Origin of the sequence: uncultured Winogradskyella sp. (assembly GCF_947498005.1) — a bacterium.
Taxonomy (GTDB): Bacteria; Bacteroidota; Bacteroidia; order Flavobacteriales; family Flavobacteriaceae; genus Winogradskyella.
The window spans coordinates 478,721-496,322 of sequence record NZ_CANMIW010000003.1 but is presented as its reverse complement, the minus strand read 5'-3'; the positions used below and the strand labels follow the sequence as shown (position 1 = coordinate 496,322).

14 protein-coding genes are annotated in these 17,602 nt (G+C 31.7%); 9 read left to right on the top strand and 5 right to left on the bottom strand.

Annotation, left to right across the window (positions count from 1 at the left end; all coding sequences use genetic code 11):
• Window position 1 precedes the first annotated feature (1 nt).
• Window positions 2-1,018 (top strand): low specificity L-threonine aldolase, encoded by a 1,017-nt coding sequence (locus Q0891_RS08005; protein WP_299100502.1) that lies wholly within the window; start codon window positions 2-4, stop codon window positions 1,016-1,018.
• An 88-nt stretch (window positions 1,019-1,106) separates the two neighbouring features.
• Here the strand turns inward: Q0891_RS08005 and Q0891_RS08000 are convergent, their stop codons facing one another.
• Window positions 1,107-1,430, bottom strand: coding sequence for a YbaB/EbfC family nucleoid-associated protein (locus Q0891_RS08000; RefSeq protein ID WP_299100500.1), 324 nt, complete (start codon window positions 1,428-1,430; stop codon window positions 1,107-1,109).
• Between the two features lie 78 nt (window positions 1,431-1,508).
• On the opposite strand from Q0891_RS08000, the gene Q0891_RS07995 reads away from it, so the two are divergent.
• The 3 genes from Q0891_RS07995 (at window position 1,509) to Q0891_RS07985 (ending at window position 6,259) form a co-directional block, all read left to right on the top strand.
• Complete coding sequence (locus tag Q0891_RS07995; RefSeq protein WP_299100498.1) at window positions 1,509-3,572, top strand: S9 family peptidase; 2,064 nt, start codon at window positions 1,509-1,511, stop codon at window positions 3,570-3,572.
• 73 nt (window positions 3,573-3,645) lie between these two features.
• The gene (locus Q0891_RS07990; protein WP_299100496.1) at window positions 3,646-4,683 is read left to right on the top strand and encodes a PLP-dependent cysteine synthase family protein; all 1,038 of its coding nucleotides are present in this window, start codon (window positions 3,646-3,648) and stop codon (window positions 4,681-4,683) included.
• A 316-nt stretch (window positions 4,684-4,999) separates the two neighbouring features.
• Entirely contained in the window at window positions 5,000-6,259 is a 1,260-nt protein-coding gene (locus Q0891_RS07985) for an aminotransferase class I/II-fold pyridoxal phosphate-dependent enzyme (RefSeq protein ID WP_299100494.1), read from the top strand.
• A gap of 73 nt (window positions 6,260-6,332) precedes the next feature.
• Here the strand turns inward: Q0891_RS07985 and Q0891_RS07980 are convergent, their stop codons facing one another.
• Both Q0891_RS07980 and Q0891_RS07975 read right to left on the bottom strand, forming a co-directional pair.
• A complete protein-coding gene (locus tag Q0891_RS07980) occupies window positions 6,333-7,451 on the bottom strand; it encodes a GTP cyclohydrolase (RefSeq protein ID WP_299100492.1) in 1,119 nt (372 codons plus the stop codon).
• A gap of 17 nt (window positions 7,452-7,468) precedes the next feature.
• Window positions 7,469-8,443 carry a transporter gene (locus Q0891_RS07975; protein WP_299100490.1) on the bottom strand — a complete coding sequence of 325 codons (975 nt, stop codon included), beginning with the start codon at window positions 8,441-8,443 and terminating at the stop codon, window positions 7,469-7,471.
• A 130-nt stretch (window positions 8,444-8,573) separates the two neighbouring features.
• Between Q0891_RS07975 and Q0891_RS07970 the strand changes: the two genes are divergently transcribed.
• The 4 genes from Q0891_RS07970 (at window position 8,574) to Q0891_RS07955 (ending at window position 14,378) form a co-directional block, all read left to right on the top strand.
• A complete protein-coding gene (locus Q0891_RS07970; protein WP_299100488.1) occupies window positions 8,574-8,867 on the top strand; it encodes a DUF4834 family protein in 294 nt (97 codons plus the stop codon).
• A gap of 109 nt (window positions 8,868-8,976) precedes the next feature.
• Window positions 8,977-11,442: a YfhO family protein gene (locus Q0891_RS07965; protein ID WP_299100486.1), complete on the top strand. Its 2,466-nt coding sequence runs from the start codon at window positions 8,977-8,979 to the stop codon at window positions 11,440-11,442.
• Window positions 11,443-11,510: 68 nt separating this feature from the next.
• Window positions 11,511-12,809, top strand: a complete 1,299-nt coding sequence (locus tag Q0891_RS07960; protein WP_299100484.1) for a glycosyl transferase family 1 — start codon at window positions 11,511-11,513, stop codon at window positions 12,807-12,809.
• Window positions 12,810-12,917: 108 nt separating this feature from the next.
• Window positions 12,918-14,378, top strand: coding sequence for an oligosaccharide flippase family protein (locus Q0891_RS07955; protein WP_299100482.1), 1,461 nt, complete (start codon window positions 12,918-12,920; stop codon window positions 14,376-14,378).
• A 103-nt stretch (window positions 14,379-14,481) separates the two neighbouring features.
• Here Q0891_RS07955 and Q0891_RS07950 read toward each other — a convergent pair whose 3' ends face one another.
• The gene (locus Q0891_RS07950; RefSeq protein ID WP_299100480.1) at window positions 14,482-15,696 is read right to left on the bottom strand and encodes a hypothetical protein; all 1,215 of its coding nucleotides are present in this window, start codon (window positions 15,694-15,696) and stop codon (window positions 14,482-14,484) included.
• A 190-nt stretch (window positions 15,697-15,886) separates the two neighbouring features.
• Here Q0891_RS07950 and Q0891_RS07945 point away from each other — a divergent pair, with 190 nt between their 5' ends.
• Window positions 15,887-16,948 carry a DUF3667 domain-containing protein gene (locus tag Q0891_RS07945; protein ID WP_299100478.1) on the top strand — a complete coding sequence of 354 codons (1,062 nt, stop codon included), beginning with the start codon at window positions 15,887-15,889 and terminating at the stop codon, window positions 16,946-16,948.
• Here the strand turns inward: Q0891_RS07945 and Q0891_RS07940 are convergent.
• Entirely contained in the window at window positions 16,945-17,601 is a 657-nt protein-coding gene (locus tag Q0891_RS07940; RefSeq protein WP_299100476.1) for a hypothetical protein, read from the bottom strand. The genes Q0891_RS07945 and Q0891_RS07940 overlap by 4 nt on opposite strands.
• Between the last annotated feature and the right edge of the window lies 1 nt (window position 17,602).

The following is a 17,602-nucleotide window of genomic DNA, read 5'->3' as shown; positions in this document are numbered from 1 at the left end:
TATGATTATAGATTTAAGAAGCGATACGGTTACAAAACCAACAAAGGAGATGCTAGAAGCTATGATGTCTGCTCAAGTTGGTGATGATGTTTTTAGAGAAGATCCAACGGTTAATGAATTAGAAGCACGTTTAGCTAAAATGTTTGGTAAGGATAAGGCGTTGTTTTTCCCTTCAGGCAGTATGGCAAATCAAATTGCAATAAAATTACATACCAATCCTGGTGAGCAGGTAATTTGCGATAAATACGCACATATCTATAATTATGAAGTTGGAGGTGTCGCTTTTCACAGTGGAGCATCTTGTAAATTAATAGATGGTAATAGAGGTATGTTTACTGCTACACAAGTTGAAGAAGCCATTAATCCACCAGAATATTATTATAGTCAAACCAGTTTAGTGGAAGTAGAAAATACAACGAATAAAGGCGGTGGAGCGTGTTGGGATTTTAATGAATTTGAAAACATAAAAAAAGTATGTAAATCTAATAATTTAGGATTTCATATTGATGGTGCACGTCTTTGGAATGCTATGGTAGCTAAAAATGAAAGCACATTACAATATGGTCATACTTTTGATACTATTTCGATATGTTTAAGTAAAGGTTTAGGTTGTCCTGTGGGTTCAGTTTTAATTGGCGATAAGGACATTATGAAACAATCGTTAAGCTTAAGAAAACTATTTGGTGGCAATATGAGACAAATAGGTTATTTGGCAGCCGCAGGTTTATATGCTTTAGATAATAATATAGAACGACTTGCGGACGACCATAAGCGTGCCAAAGAAATAGGAGAGGTGTTGTCTAAATTGTCAATTATTAAAAAAGTAGAACCTATTGAAACCAACATCGTTATTTTTGAATTAAATGATGATGTGGATGAAAAACAATTCCTAAATAATCTTAACGAAAAGAATATTAGAATTATAGGCATGGGAAGCAATAAACTGCGTATGGTCACACATTTGGATTATACAGACCAAATGCATGACAAGTTATTGGAAGTTTTAAATGGCTTATAATTGGCATAAACCTTTAAAAAAAAAAAGTTGCTATAAAAACAGTAGGTATAAAGTATTAGTTTTCCCCTTTGGGGAATTAAAGGGGCTTCTATTTAAACATATCCATACCAGGAATGCTTGGCATGCCTTCTTTTGCAACAGCTGCGACTTCAGTTTCATGAACGTTTGTAGCTTTCTCTATGGCTTTGTTAAGCGTTAGGATTAAGTAATCTTCAAGCATATCTTTATCTTCAAGTAATTCATCTGAAATATCAATAGATTTAATAGTTCTATTAGCAGTAATGGTTACTTTTAATTTATTATCGTTACTTGCTTCGTCAATTAAAACGGTGTGCAAACGCTCTTTAGTTTCTTCAACTTTTTTCTGAGCTTCTTTTAATTTGCCCATCATTCCCATCATATCTCCAAACATATATTGTGTCTTTTAAATTTTTACGCTGTAAAATTAGTAAATTGCGCGACTTTTTAGATTAAAATTTTCTTAAAACAAATGACAAAAATTTCAGATTTAAATCCACCTATTGCCAAAAAGATTCCACAACAATTAGAAAAGCATGGCGACGTGCGTATTGATAATTATTTTTGGATGAAAGACAGAGAACATCCAGAAGTTATAGACTATCTAAATGCAGAAAACGCATATTGCGATAGTCAAATGGAACACACAAAGGCGTTTCAGAAGGATTTATTTGAAGAAATGAAGGCCAGAATAAAGGAGGATGATTCTTCAGTACCATATAAATATAATGGCTATTGGTACATTACTAAATTCGAAAAAGGAAAAGACTACCCAATTTACACACGTAAAAAAGACAGTTTAGATAATCCTGAAGAACTATTATTCGACTGTAATAAAATGGCAGAAGGCGAATCTTATTTCAAATTAGCAGGTATAAGTATTAGTCCTGATAATAAGAAAGTGTCTTACGGAATTGACAACACAGGACGACGAAATTATACTATTCATGTCAAAGATTTAAAAACGCATCAAGTTGCGGACGATAGAATAGAAGGGACTACAGGTTCTTCCAGTTGGGCAAATGATAATGCAACGTTGTTTTACACTAAAAAGGACGAAGTTACGCTTAGAGCATTTCAAATTTATAAACATCGTTTAGGTGATACATCAGAGGACGAACTTGTTTTTCAAGAAGGAGATGATACGTTTGGTGCAGCCGTTTACAAATCTAAATCTAGAAAGTATATCATTATTGCGTGTTACAGTACATTAACAAACGAGTATCATATTCTAGATGCGGATAATCCTGAAGGCAAATTTCAAGTGTTTCAACCAAGAATTCGAGGTTTAGAATATAGTGTTTCACATTATAATGATCATTTTTATATTCTTACTAATAAGGATAAGGCGACCAATTTTAAATTAATGAAAACTTTAGAAACACAAACTAAAGTTGAAAATTGGACAGAAGTTATTGCACACAGAGATGATGTTCTTTTAGAAGGCATTGATATTTTTAAAGACTATTTAGTTATAAGTGAACGTAAAAACGGACTTAACGAAATTAGAATAAAGCGTTGGGATAATACTGAAGATTACTATTTACCTTTTGATAATGAAACGTACACAGCCTACACAGGAACTAATGTAGATTTTGATACAGAATTATTGCGATATGGTTATAATGCAATGACAACGCCATCTTCTGTTATTGAATTTAATATGCGTACTAAAACCAAAACTGTTTTAAAAGAACAAGAGGTTTTAGATAAAAATTTTGACAAAGACAATTACGTGTCTGAACGTATTTGGGCAACAGCAGAGGATGGTACAAAAATCCCAATGTCTGTGATTTATAAAAAAGGTATTAAAAAAGATGGTAGTAACCCACTATTGCAATATGCATACGGAAGTTATGGTTCTACCGTTGATCCTTATTTTTCAACCATAAGATTAACTTTATTAGATCGTGGATTCATATATGTAATTACACATATTAGAGGAGGCGAATATTTAGGACGTGATTGGTATGAAAACGGAAAATTGTTAAATAAGAAGAATACATTTTCAGATTTTATAGCATGTTCTGTGCATTTAATTAAGGAGCGTTACACATCGTCTAAGCATTTATACGCCATGGGAGGAAGTGCAGGCGGTTTACTAATGGGAGCAATTATTAATAAAGCACCAGAATTGTATAATGGCGTCATTGCAGCTGTACCTTTTGTAGATGTGATTACAACTATGTTAGACGATTCAATTCCGTTAACGACAGGTGAGTATGACGAATGGGGAAATCCTAATGACGTTTTATATTACAATTATATAAAATCGTATTCACCATATGATAATGTGGAAGCCAAAGCATATCCAAACATGTTAGTAACAACCGGTTTGCACGATTCGCAAGTGCAATATTGGGAACCAGCGAAATGGGTTGCAAAACTTAGGGAAATGAAAACAGATGATAATCAATTGTATTTAAAAACTAATATGGATGCTGGTCATGGTGGTGCTTCAGGACGATTTGAAAGCCTAAAAGAAGATGCAGAAGAGTTTGCTTTCTTGTTAGATTTAGAAGGAATTACAGCCTAGTTTTAAAAAAAGTGTTACCTTTGCGAGGTTTTAGGTGTCTAATATATAAATAGGTTACTGAAAAATATTTTTTATGAAGCAAAACAAAAATGTATTTGATAATGTACTTCAACTAATAGGAAATACACCACTTATCAAATTAAACAGAATGACTGCTGACTTTAATGGCGATTTTTACGCAAAAGTAGAAGCATTTAACCCAGGTCATTCTTCAAAAGACAGAATTGCACTACATATTATAGAAGAGGCAGAGCGTCAAGGTATTTTGTCGCCTGGTGATACCATTATAGAAACCACTTCTGGAAATACAGGATTTAGCTTAGCTTTAGTAAGTATTATAAAAGGTTACGAGTGTATATTAGCTGTTAGTTCTAAATCTTCAGCAGATAAAATAGACATGTTAAAGTCTATGGGAGCAAAGGTTTATGTTTGTCCTGCACATGTAAAAGCTGATGATCCTCGTTCTTATTATGAAGTTGCAAAACGTTTACACGAAGAAAATAAAGGTTCTATTTATATCAATCAGTATTTTAATCAATTAAACATTGATGCACATTACAATTCTACTGGTCCAGAAATTTGGGAACAAACTAATGGAGAAATCACACATTTAATTGCGTGTAGTGGAACAGGAGGAACTATTTCTGGTATTTCAAAATATCTTAAAGAGCAAAACCCAAACGTAAAAGTTATTGGAGTTGATGCTTATGGTTCTGTTTTAAAGAAATATCATGAAACACGTGAGTTTGACGATAAAGAAATTTATCCTTACCGAATAGAAGGTTTAGGTAAAAATCTAATACCAACAGCTACGGACTTCGATTTGATAGATAAGTTTATTAAAGTAACAGATGAAGAAAGCGCACATACTGCTAGAGAAATTTCTAGTACAGAAGGGCTTTTTGTGGGTTACACAAGTGGTGCAGCGATGCAAGCAATAAAGCAATTAGTAGAAGAAGGAGAGTTTAAAGCTTCAGATAAAATTGTAGTAATGTTTCCAGATCATGGATCGCGTTACATGAGTAAAGTTTATAACGACAAATGGATGTCTGATCAAGGATTTTTTGATGCAAAATCAGAAGTGCAAGCCACAATAGAATATATTAAATAATAACATTATAATTAAAAAAAACCTATTACTATTAAGTAGTAGGTTTTTTTTTGTTCAAAACTTAGTTAATAGTTAGAATAAATAAATTATGCGGTCATAATTTTATTAACTAATTTTGCAGATACTAACAAAACTAATTTAACAATTATTAAAAATTATCTCTAACAGCTAACTCGTACAAGCTGGTTTTTATATGAACATCAATTTATGGTAATTCAACTTTAATACCTTCATTTAGTAATTTTGAATGTTGAGGTGTTTTTATTGCCATATCTTGTATGTATTTTGAGGTAAGGATTGATAGCAAACATTGAGCATGAAGGATTTATTTGAAAAGATTTATAGAGATAAAGGACCATTAGGAAAATGGGCTGCACAAGCAGAAGGTTATTTTGTATTCCCTAAGCTAGAAGGCGAAATCTCTAATAGAATGAAATTTCAAGGAAAGGACGTTATTACTTGGAGTATTAATGATTATTTAGGTTTAGCAAATCATCCTGAGGTTAGAAAGGTTGATGCTGAGTCAGCTGCAGCATACGGATCAGCTTACCCAATGGGAGCACGTATGATGTCTGGTCACACAGAATTACACGAGCAATTACAGAATGAACTTGCAGCTTTTGTTAGTAAAGAAGCAGCTTACTTATTAAATTTTGGTTACCAAGGAATGGTTTCTACTATTGATGCATTAGTAGCCAAAGATGATATTATTGTTTATGATGTTGACGCACATGCATGTATTATAGATGGTGTTCGTTTACATATGGGTAAACGTTTTACTTATAAGCATAACGACGTGGTAAGTTTAGAGAAAAACTTAGAGCGTGCTACTAAAATGGCAGAACAAACAGGTGGAGGAATCTTAGTGATATCTGAAGGTGTATTTGGTATGCGAGGCGAACAAGGTCGATTAAAAGAAATTGTAGAGCTTAAGAAAAAATTTAACTTCAGACTTTTCGTAGATGACGCTCATGGATTTGGTACTTTAGGTGCTACAGGAGCAGGAGCTGGTGAGGAGCAAGGCGTACAAGATGATATTGATGTGTATTTTGCAACCTTTGCTAAATCTATGGCAAGTACAGGTGCATTTATTGCTGCAGATCAAGAAATTATTGATTACTTAAAATATAATTTACGTTCTCAGATGTTCGCTAAGTCGTTACAAATGCAACTTGTAGTTGGTGCTTTAAAACGATTAGATATGTTGCGTACAATGCCAGAACTAAAAAAGAATCTTTGGACTATTGTTGATGCATTACAATCGGGATTAAAAGAGCGTGGTTTTGATATTGGAACTACACAAAGTTGTGTAACACCTGTATATTTAAAGGGTAGTATACCTGAAGCAATGGCCTTAGTAAGGGATTTACGTGAAAATTATGGAATATTCTGCTCTATAGTGGTTTACCCTGTAATACCTAAAGGTTTAATTTTACTGAGAATGATTCCTACAGCTACTCATACATTAGAAGATGTTAGAGAAACACTAGATGCTTTTGATGCCATTAGAAGTCGTTTAGAAAATGGAACATATAAAAGAATGTCTGCGGCATTGATCGCTGCAATGGGTGAATAAATTGATCCTTTAAATTAAAAAACGGTCATCGCAAAATTTGTGATGACCGTTTTTTTATGGTTATATCTACTCGTTATAAATCTTTCTTAAAAGTTTTACGTCTCGTATAAACTTTAGGATCGAAGTGTTTCCAAATTTGCTTAATAGCATAATTATCTTCGAGTTCTGGAGTTCTATAACAAGTTAAGATTCCTTTCGCCCTAAAAGTTTCGTAATATTCATTAAATATTACAGCATGTACGCCTTTGTTCTGATAATCTGGATGAATACCTATTAAGTAGAAAATAACATCTTTACTATTCTTCTTTGCTTTTAAGATATGCGTAAAACCGAATGGGAATAATTTTCCTTTAGTTTTTTGAATGGCTTCAGCAAATCTTGGCATTACAATAGCAAATCCGACAAGCTTGTCATTTTCATCAGTGACAAATTTGATGTATTCTGGATTAACAAAACTTATAAATTTCTTTTTAAAATATTCCTTTTGAATATCTGTAATCTCGACAAATGAAGATAATGAGGAATAACTTTCATTAAACAAATCAAACATACGATCTGCGTAAGGCATAACTTCTTCCGTGGTCTTTAGTTGTAGCGCTTTTAATTTATAGCGTCGTTTAATAAGCTCTTGCGCTTTCTTAAAAAACTCAGGTTTTACATTGGCAAAAGGAAATTTACTCTCTGAGTATTCTTTCTCTATTTGATATTTATGTGATGTATAATGGTCAACATAGTAAGGATGATTGTACCAAGTAATCATTGTTGCTATATGGTCAAAGCCTTCAGTCATTACACCAACTTTATCTAAATTAGAAAATCCAACAGGACCTTCTGTATAACTAAGTTGATGCTCTCTGCCAATATTTTCAACAGTTTCGAGTAATTTTTTACTAACCTCTAAATCATCAATAAAATCAAACCAGCCAAAACGCATTTTTTTAATGTTTTGTTTATCTACTTCTAGCCAATTCACAATTGCTGAGATTCTACCAACTATTTCTCCTGCTTTGTAGGCTAAGAAAAAACGTGCTTCTGCATCTTTAAAAATAGGATTCGTATCTTTATTAAAGGTTTCTAACTCTTGTTTAATAATTGGAGGCACCCAATATTTAGAGTCTTTATATAATGAAAAAGGAAATTTTACAAATGCCTTTAATTCCTTCTTAGATATGGCTTCTTTTATTGTGATCATTGCGTTAGGACAGCTATTTATTCAGAATCAAAATCATCTGCTTCTTTCTTTTTCTTCTTCTTTTTGGTTTTACGCATTTTACCATTTCCATCTTTAGCGGAATTACCATTATCAATCTTTTTGTCTTTATGAAAGTCTAAGCGGTAAGAAGCTCCAAAAGCGATATTGAAAACAGTTGGTGTGTCTTTGGTATTAAATGCAATGTTGGCATCTAGTTGAAAATCTCTTGTCCAGAGATATGCACCACCAAACCTCAGAATATTATCAGCATAAAAATCACTTTTAATACCTTGAGTTTCTCCAAAAACTACCCATTGCGGTGTAAAAGAATGGGTTAACGTAAGTATGTATGAAAAATCAGATTGATCTGTTCCAATTCTATCTTTAATTAAATTCATTACAAAAACCCAACCTCCATTAAAATTGTTCTGAGTTGCAATCATAATTTTTGGACTAAAGCCCTCAATTCCTAAATCAGTATATGGATTATTTTTTGTGTCAAAATTTGCGCCAGCATAAATAGAAACAGCTGGTATTAATGATTTCCAATTAAACTTTCTATTGGCATGATAGCTATAAATATTGGGCTTAGCTTCTTCTGCATTTTTATAAGGATCGTAAACTAAATATTTTGCTCCAATTGTAAAGTTTTTAAAATTAGATCTTGCGTCTTCGTCAGGTACTAGTCCATTGTAATTAGTAAATGTATCATTTTGGTATACGCCATCAAGAGATAATTCTAATTGTTCAAATAATAATCCGTAACGTAATCCAAAATCTAGACCAAAACCAGAAACTTCATAATTTCTAAGGGCATGATCTTCTTTTACGGTAAAGGCACCAGCTTCAAATTGTACAACTCCTGTACCAACTGAAAAAGCACTTTTAGAAACGCCTGGTCGATTAGAGTTGATTACTTCCGTGTACTGTGCAAAAGCGGAATTAAAAGAAATAGTTATTAATAAAATAAAGGTCGATTTGAGTATTCTCATTTTTAATAGGATTTAAAACCGTTCAGTATATTGAAGATTTGATTCAAATATATAGATTTTATAGTTTTTTTAAGGAATAATAACGCATTATAAATGACGATAATTGTATTTTTGAATATTATTTATTCATATGATTCAAGAAGCCTCATTTATGGGATTGATAAAAATTATTTTAATTATTTTATTAGTTTACTACGGTTTTAAGATTTTAGCACGTCTTTTTGCTCCTTTGTTGGTGCGTTTTGTTGCCAAAAAAGCGGAAGAAAAATTTGGAGGACAATTTGGTGGGTTCCAAAACCCAAATCAACAAAGACAACAGCAAAAACAAAAAGAAGGAGAAACGGTTATTGATAAGATGCCTAATAAAAATAAATCTTCAAACGAAAAAGTAGGCGAGTATATCGATTACGAAGAAATAGATTAATTTCATTATTTTAAATTTATTGCTGAATGTCATTCAGTATAAATTAAACTTTAGTATTGTTTCAAAAAAAATAACTACTTTTCAGAATCATTCAACTTAAAGCATTCTCATGTCATTTTCTACAAAACGTATACTACCGCATGTCTTAATATTAATAGGATTTGTAGTTGTTTCATTAGCTTATTTCAGTCCTGTTTTACAAGGAAAAAAGATTAACCAAAGTGATATAATGCATTACATTGGTATGGCTCAACAGCAAAAAGAGTTTGCTAAAACTACAGGTGAAGAAACCTACTGGACCAATAGTGCTTTTGGAGGGATGCCAACGTATCAATTAGGTGCAAAATATCCTCATAACTATATTAAAAAATTAGATTTAGCATTACGTTTTCTGCCAAGGCCAGCAGATTATCTATTCCTATATTTTATAGGTTTTTATATTTTATTAATAGCTTTAAAAGTAGATTTTAAACTCGCTGCACTTGGTGCGTTAGCCTTTGGGTTTTCTACTTATCTTATCATTATTTTAGGTGTTGGTCATAACTCTAAAGCACATGCTATTGCTTATATGCCTTTAGTTTTAAGTGGAATTGTATTCGCTTTTAGAAAGAAATATATTCTCGGTTTTTTACTCACTACGATTGCTTTAGGTTTAGAGATTGTTGCGAATCACTTCCAAATGACCTATTATTTATTGTTACTGGTTCTGGTTTTAGGATTAGCTTATCTAATAGATGCCTTTAGGAAAAAGGAATTACCACATTTTTTTAAGTCCGTTGGCTTATTAATTGTTGCTGCCATATTAGCTGTAGGTCTCAACGCAACAGGCATAATGGCTACACAAGAGTATGTTAAGGAAAGTGCTAGAGGACAAAGTGATTTAACTATTAATGCAGATGGTTCTCTAAAAGAAACAACCACTGGTTTAGATAAGGATTATATTAAGGAATATAGCTACGGAATTTTAGAATCCTTCAATCTTTTCATCCCTAAATTTATGGGTGGAGGGAATTACGAAGATGTTGGTAAAGATTCTGAAACTTACGAAGCGTATATTAGATTAGGAGCTTCTCCAATTGAAGCCTTAGATGCTGCCAGAAATGCACCAATGTATTGGGGAAAACAACCGATTGTAGAAGCACCAGCGTATGTTGGCGCAGTTGTAATTTTTCTATTTGTTTTAGGATTATTTTTAGTTAAGGGTAGATTGAAATGGTGGCTTGTTGGTGGAACCATTTTATCAATGCTTCTGTCTTATGGTAAAAACTTAGGATTCTTAACTGATTTCTTTATCGATTATGTACCATTTTATAATAAATTTAGAGCAGTAAGCTCTATTCAAGTTATATTAGAATTATGTATTCCAGTTTTAGGGATTTTTGCATTGTCTAGGTTATTTAATGATTTTCAAAAGGGTGAAGAAAAACTGAAAGCATTGTATTACTCAGTTGGTATTACAGCAGGTTTGGCTTTAATCTTTCTCTTATTTAAATCTACGTTATTTGATTTTGAAGGTTTAAGAGATGACCAATATATTGGCGCTTACGGACAAGCCTTTATGGATTCTATTATTAAAGACAGAATGGCTCTGATGTCTGCAGATACTATAAGAACTTTGACATTAGTTTTGCTTTCTGCCGGAACAATATTCTTATTCTTAAAAAAGAAATTATCAGAAACCTTAGTGGTTGTGGTATTCGCGGTTTTGATTCTTTTCGATTTAGTTTCAGTAGATAAGAAGTATGTAAATAATGATGATTTTGTTTCTGCGATAAAAGTGGATAAACCTTATCAGCCAAATCAAGCAGATAGAGAAATTTTAAAAGATAAGAGTCATTTTAGAGTGATGGATATGTCTAATGATGGACAAAGAATGCCTGCAAAAGCAGCGTACTACCATAATTCTTTAATGGGTTATAGTGCAGCAAAATTAGGACGTGTAGAGGAATTGTTAGATTTTCATGTGTATAAAAATAACATGAATGTTCTCAATATGCTGAATACAAAATACATTATTGCTGAAGAACAAAACACTATTTTTCCTTATACAAATAATGAAGCTAATGGGAATGCCTGGTTTGTGTCAAAATTAAAAATTGTAGATGACGCTAATCAAGAAATTTTAGCTTTAGATAGTTTAAATACTAAAACTGATGCAGTGATGGGTAGACAAGAGTTTCAATCTTTTGCGAGTTCTTTACCAGTAACACAAACTAAAACTATAAGTAAGTACGTATTTGATTTAGACTCTACAGCATCTATTAAATTATTAGACTTTAAACCAAATTATTTAAAGTATCAATCTGATAATAAAAATGATGGCTTAGCCGTATTTTCTGAAATTTACTATAAGCAAGGTTGGGATGCGTATATCGATGGCAAATTAGTCCCTCATTTTAGAGTAAATTATGTGTTAAGAGCTTTAGAATTGCCAAAAGGAAAACACACTATTGAGTTTAAATTTGAACCGCAAGTGGTTGCAACAGGAAGTAAAGTTGCTTTAACAAGTTCTGCTGTTTTGGTTATTTTATTGATTGCAGGTTTATTCTATTCCTTCAAAAATGAAAACGAATAATTGTCATTCCTGCGTATGCAGGAATCCGCATTTAGATTACTAGTTAATAGATTTCTGCCTTCGCAGGAATGACAGACATGAACAAAAACAAAACACTAATAATAACCTATTATTGGCCACCAGCAGGAGGTCCAGGCGTGCAACGTTGGTTAAAGTTTGTAAAGTATTTACCAGATTTTGAAATAGAACCCATTGTTTATTGTCCAGAAAACCCAAATTACCCAATACTAGATGAGAGTTTAATTAATGAAATTCCAGATGGTGTTACTATTCTAAAACAGCCTATAAACGAACCTTACGGTTTGGCTAGTTTGTTTTCTAAAGGCAAGTCAAAAAAAATAAGTTCTGGTGTTATTCCTAAGGCAAAAAAACAATCTATTGTTGAGAAAGCAATGCTTTATGTGAGAGGGAATTTCTTTATTCCAGATGCACGTAAAAACTGGATAAAACCTTCAGTAGAGTTCTTATCTCAATATATAAAAGATAATAACATAGAGACTATTATTACCACAGGTCCACCACATAGTTTACATATTATTGGTTTACAACTAAAAGCTAGATTAGATGTAAAATGGTTCGCAGATTTTAGAGATCCTTGGACGACCATTGGCTATCACAAAGATTTAAAACTTACAACGTCATCAAAAGCGAAGCATTTAAATTTAGAGCAAAATGTTTTAAATACAGCAGACCATATTATTGTGACAAGTCATCATACCAAACATGAATTTGAAACTAAAACTAAAAAACCGATTACGGTTATTACAAATGGTTATGATGGTCATAATAATAGCATAGAAGGGAAGGATGAAGAATTTACACTATCTCATATAGGTTCATTATTATCAGAAAGAAATCCGTTGGTTTTATGGGAAACACTTTCAGAATTAATTAAAGAAAACAAAGAGTTTTCAGAAGTTTTTAGGTTGCAATTAATTGGTGTGGTAAGCGATGATGTTATTGAATCTATTAATCAATTTGGATTAAAAAATCATTTAGATGTTGTGGGTTATGTGAGTCATGATGAAGCGATAAAGTTTCAAATGAAATCGCAATTATTGTTGTTAATAGAAATTGATTCCGAAGACACCAAAGCTATAATTGCAGGTAAAGTTTTTGAATACCTTATTGCAGAAACGCCAATACTAGCTTTAGGGCCTAAAGATGCTGATGTGGAAAAAATTATTACATCAACCAACACAGGAAGCTATTTTAACTACACGCAAAAAGCTGAATTAAAAACACAACTATTAACTTATTTTGATGCATTTCAGAATAATACTTTATGTGTAAATGCTATAGGTTTACAACCATATAGTAGAAAAGCATTGACAGAAAAGTTAAGTCAACTTATAAAAGATAGCTGATTATTTAATCGTAACAGTGAGATTGTCCCTTTGAGGGGACTTTAGGGGTGTTTTTAAAACAATAAACAATATACAAATTGAATTTTTATAATCGTATTTTGCCTCACTATGGGAATCGTATTAAACCAATCTTTTAAAAACACAATAACCACATATTTGGGTTTTGGTATTGGTGCAATTAATACACTTTTTCTTTATACCAATTTTCTATCCGATGAATATTATGGGTTGGTCGCTTTTTTGCTTTCGGCAGCAAATATTATGATGCCTTTTATGGCATTTGGAGTTCATAATGCGATTGTAAAATTTTATTCAACATTTAAAACTAAAAATAGCATCAATAGTTTTTTAACGTTTATGTTATTTCTGCCTTTCCTGTTTATTATACCTGCTGCCTTTATAGGTTATTTTGCTTATGATGCTATTGTAGATTGGTTGTCTAACGAAAATCAAATTGTAGAAAATTATGTTTGGCATATTTTTATACTAGCAATTTCTATGGCTTATTTCGAAATCTTTTTTGCGTGGACTAAAGTGCAAATGCAAACCGTTTTTGGTAATTTAATGAAAGAGATTTTTCATAGAGTATGCATTATGCTTTTATTGTTGGCGGTTTATTTTAAATGGTTAACCGTTGATAATTTTATTGTAGCATTGGTTGCTGTGTATGTAATTAGAATGGTAATTATGAAATTATATGCTTATTCTGTAAGATTCCCGAAGTTGAAATTTCAAAAATTAGAGCATCAATTTTCTATTTTAAAATATGCTGCCCTAATGATAATTGCAGGTTCTGTTGCTACACTTATATTAGATATCGATAAATTTATGATTGGCTTAATGTTACCAGATATTGAGCAAGTTGCTTATTACAGTGTTGCTATTTTTATTGCTACCGTAATTGCTGTTCCGCAACGTGCCATGCATCAAATTATGTTGCCATTATCTGCAAAATATCTTAATGAGAAGGATTATGACTCGCTAGAAGATTTATACAAACGAAGTTCTATGACGCTTTTGGTAATAAGCGGATTTATATTTTTGTTAATTATTTTAAATATTAATCAGTTGTATGAAATTCTTCCAGATAAATTTACTGGAGGACTTTTTGTAGTTTTAATTGTGAGTTTAGCCAAGCTGTATGATAACAGTTTAGGAAACAATAATGCTATTTTATTTAATAGTGATTACTACAGAATGGTGTTGTTTTTTGGAGTGCTTTTGGCTATTATGGCCATTATTCTTAATGCTATTTTTATACCTATTTATGGAATTGAAGGCTCGGCGTTTGCAACATTTTTAGCTGTATTTATTTACAATACGGTTAAAATTATATTTGTAAAACGAAAATTTAATATGTTGCCTTTCACTTTAGGTTCAACCAAAATTGTAGTAACACTACTTGTATTATCTCTAGGATTTTACTTTTGGGAGTTTCCGTTTCAACCTATAGTAAATATCATTCTAAAATCAATTTTAATTGGATTGATTTATATTGTTCTTATATATAAGTTGAATGTTTCTGAGGATATTTCAAATCAGATAAGGAAGTATTTACGTTTCAATTAAACTTAAATTCTTACGAAAGCAGAAATCTAAAAACAAGAATGTCCCGTAAGGTGCTCTAAAGCATACATCAAACGGGACATCCTAACCAACCAAAAAATCGTTTTTATCCTCTTGTACGTTTTGTGTTAGATCTAGTAGCGCTTCGGTTAGTGTTTCTACTGCTATTAGATTTGTTAGACACAGACGTTGTTTTTCTTTTATTTTGAACAGAGCTCACTTTTCTTGTGCTTTGAGATCTAGTATTACTTGATCTTGTTGCTGTAGTTCTAGGCTTACTCGTTGTTGTTCTTTTATTAGACACAGATCTGTTAGTTCTGGTCACATTATTATTTCCTGTACTTCTAGTTGTTGTCGATGTACTACTACGTGTTGTCGCAGTAGGTTTCTTAACTCTAGTTTTAGAACGTGTTGTAGCTGTTCTGTTAGTTCTTGTAGTTCTAGTAGGCGTTACTTTATCAGAAGTACGTCTTGTACTAGATCTAGTTGTAGCATTATTACCTCTAGTTGTTCTTACAGCGTTGTTTTCTTTTAAACGTGTTGTTCTTGTTGCAGCAATTACTTTATTGTTACGCGTTACACGTGTTCTAATACTTCTTTCCGTTTTGTTTCTTGGTGTTTGTACATATCTACGTGTATTTCTAACTGTATTAGCGCGTCTTGTAACATGGCCATTGTTGCCTCTAACAATGTTATAGTGTCTTACATTATTAGAATATGGTCTGTAATAAATATGTCTTACAGGTGCATAATATCTTCTATACGGATTTACATGAACAATACAAAAGTTAACATGTGGTATCGCATAAAATCGGTGCCATGGTCTATAAACATAAGCTCTGTTGTAAGTATTGATAAATCCATCATATCTCCAAAAAGCATTGTTTCTGTAATATACATTAAGACCTCCAATTCGGTTAATTCTACCACGTCCATTATAGTTAATAAAAATGTTTCCTATTTGATTTACACGTCCGTAATAATCATAATAAATTGGTGTGTTTTCAATTTGAATAATTGCTCCATACTCATCATATTGTAGGTACGGATTGTAATCGTAACCAGAGTTAAAACTTAAACTAAAACCAGGCGTATCAATATCTACGTTTACATCTGGTCCGTAGTTTGGTAAATAAAAGTCAAATTGACCATCTGCAAATACTGAAAATTCAATACCAGCTTCAGTAAATATGAAAGACTTACCATAACCTCTCACATAATTATTGTTAGAAGCTTCTGCTTCTGATGTTGTGTTAGTTGTTGCGAATGCAGTTGTGCTCATAGCGACTAAAGCTGCAAATAAATATAGTATTCGTTTCATAATAATTGGGTTTTAAATTAAACTCGTTAAGTACTAAACAAACAGCGTGCCAAAATAATTAAACATCTGATATTAAGGGTTTTAACTTGTTTTTGCTTAAAGTGTATTCTTAATTTTTGAAATTGAAACCAACGACATTAGTGTGTAATGTTATAATTTTTGTTACTTTTAAAACTGATTACCAACCAAAATGATAGCCAACCAAGAGAATTGCAAAAATTGCGAACAGCCTTATGATGAAGGTTTTCAATTTTGTCCACATTGTGGGCAAAAAACAAACGACGAATTAACTATTGGAGTTTTATTCTATAATACCATTAGTAATTACTTTTCTTTTGATGCTCGTTTTTTAAAGAGCTTTATTCCATTATTATTTAAGCCAGGTTATCTAGCTAAAGAGTTTATTAAGGGTAAGCGACTCTTGTATCTTCATCCTGCTCAGATGTATTTGTTTATTTCTGTTGTATTCTTCTTTATTTTTTCATTTACCGTTAGAAAACAAACTGAATTATTAAATGAAGAATTAAAAAAAACTTTTGATACAGATGATACTGAATTAATTGATCCATTAGAGCTTAAGAGAATTGATTCTCTAGATCGTATTAAAATTAAGGAAGCGCTGAAGGACAATCAATTTATTACTAGAATGAGTGATAGTGAAATAGACTCTATTGTTTCACTCGATAAATTACCAAAGAAAAACGACATTTCTTTTGGTTTTAATGAAGCAGAAATTGATTCTCTAATTAAGGTGAAAGCATCTGATAGTGAGATATATAAAACTATGGGACTCGAAGAGGATGATGGTTGGATTAAAAGAAAATTATATACCCAAGTTCTAAAATTTTACAAGTCTAGAGATGGAGGAAATATTTTACACACGTTTTATGATACCATACCAATTGCTTTATTCTTTTTACTGCCAATATTTGCATTAATTATAAAACTACTGTATTTCAGAAAAGGACGCTATGCACATCATTTAGTGTTTAGTTTTTACTTTTTCTCTTATCTGTTTACAGTATTCACTATTATATTTGGTGTAAATTCAATTTGGGATATACCAGATTGGATAGATTGGCTTGTGGCATTATCAACGTTTTTTTACTTAATGATTGCCTTAAAAAAATTCTATGGTCAAGGATGGTTTGTAAGTTGGTTTAAATGCAGTGTGGCGACATTTATGTTTATGACAATTGTAATACCCACTACAGTGGTAATTATTTTGTTTTATGCGTTTATGTTCTATTAAGTAGTAGAACCTGCATGCCAGATAGGAATGTCTAGAAACTCACTTAAAATTTCAGCATCGATAATAATAGATTTTAAATTTCCGTGATCAACCACGTTTTTTCTACTACTATCATTTAAAACTAAATTGAGCTCAAAACTTTTATAAGAACCTTCATCGCTTTTTACATGCTCACCAATAATTTGTAGAGCAACAATTGTGTTTAAAGGAATATATTTTTTAGAACTGTCTCTTTTTATTTTATAAATATCAATATTATAAGCCTTATAATAAACACCTAATTGTTTGTCGAAAACACGAGGCTTGTAAAATTGATAAAACATAAATCCACCAGCACCAGAAAATATAAGTCCGAAAATAAGTAAGAACCAATTTAAAGAATCGATTTCACTGATTGAATCTATTAAGGGCATTAAGCCAAAAAATAAAACTCCTAATCCAACAGCAAGAAATATAAAACTGAAAAGTGCAGCACCAATAGAGGGTTTGTAAAGCACTTTTGAACTCGATTTCTCAACAAGAATATTAGTTTTAAAGTTTGCTCCTCCATACACTAAAGGTGCAGTAGATACCGAGGATTTAAAATCACTATTCTCTATTAAATTTTCTTTTGCCTCTATAATCTCATTATGAAATCCTTTAGGTAATTCCATC

What these genes read in the sequence shown, in the direction of transcription:
- Q0891_RS08005 (WP_299100502.1), top strand. Translation starts at nt 2, where the DNA reads ATGATTATAGATTTAAGAAGCGATACGGTTACAAAACCAACAAAGGAG.
- Q0891_RS08000 (WP_299100500.1), bottom strand. Translation starts at nt 1,430, where the DNA reads ATGTTTGGAGATATGATGGGAATGATGGGCAAATTAAAAGAAGCTCAG.
- Q0891_RS07995 (WP_299100498.1), top strand. Translation starts at nt 1,509, where the DNA reads ATGACAAAAATTTCAGATTTAAATCCACCTATTGCCAAAAAGATTCCA.
- Q0891_RS07990 (WP_299100496.1), top strand. Translation starts at nt 3,646, where the DNA reads ATGAAGCAAAACAAAAATGTATTTGATAATGTACTTCAACTAATAGGA.
- Q0891_RS07985 (WP_299100494.1), top strand. Translation starts at nt 5,000, where the DNA reads ATGAAGGATTTATTTGAAAAGATTTATAGAGATAAAGGACCATTAGGA.
- Q0891_RS07980 (WP_299100492.1), bottom strand. Translation starts at nt 7,451, where the DNA reads ATGATCACAATAAAAGAAGCCATATCTAAGAAGGAATTAAAGGCATTT.
- Q0891_RS07975 (WP_299100490.1), bottom strand. Translation starts at nt 8,443, where the DNA reads ATGAGAATACTCAAATCGACCTTTATTTTATTAATAACTATTTCTTTT.
- Q0891_RS07970 (WP_299100488.1), top strand. Translation starts at nt 8,574, where the DNA reads ATGATTCAAGAAGCCTCATTTATGGGATTGATAAAAATTATTTTAATT.
- Q0891_RS07965 (WP_299100486.1), top strand. Translation starts at nt 8,977, where the DNA reads ATGTCATTTTCTACAAAACGTATACTACCGCATGTCTTAATATTAATA.
- Q0891_RS07960 (WP_299100484.1), top strand. Translation starts at nt 11,511, where the DNA reads ATGACAGACATGAACAAAAACAAAACACTAATAATAACCTATTATTGG.
- Q0891_RS07955 (WP_299100482.1), top strand. Translation starts at nt 12,918, where the DNA reads ATGGGAATCGTATTAAACCAATCTTTTAAAAACACAATAACCACATAT.
- Q0891_RS07950 (WP_299100480.1), bottom strand. Translation starts at nt 15,696, where the DNA reads ATGAAACGAATACTATATTTATTTGCAGCTTTAGTCGCTATGAGCACA.
- Q0891_RS07945 (WP_299100478.1), top strand. Translation starts at nt 15,887, where the DNA reads ATGATAGCCAACCAAGAGAATTGCAAAAATTGCGAACAGCCTTATGAT.
- Q0891_RS07940 (WP_299100476.1), bottom strand. Translation starts at nt 17,601, where the DNA reads ATGGAATTACCTAAAGGATTTCATAATGAGATTATAGAGGCAAAAGAA.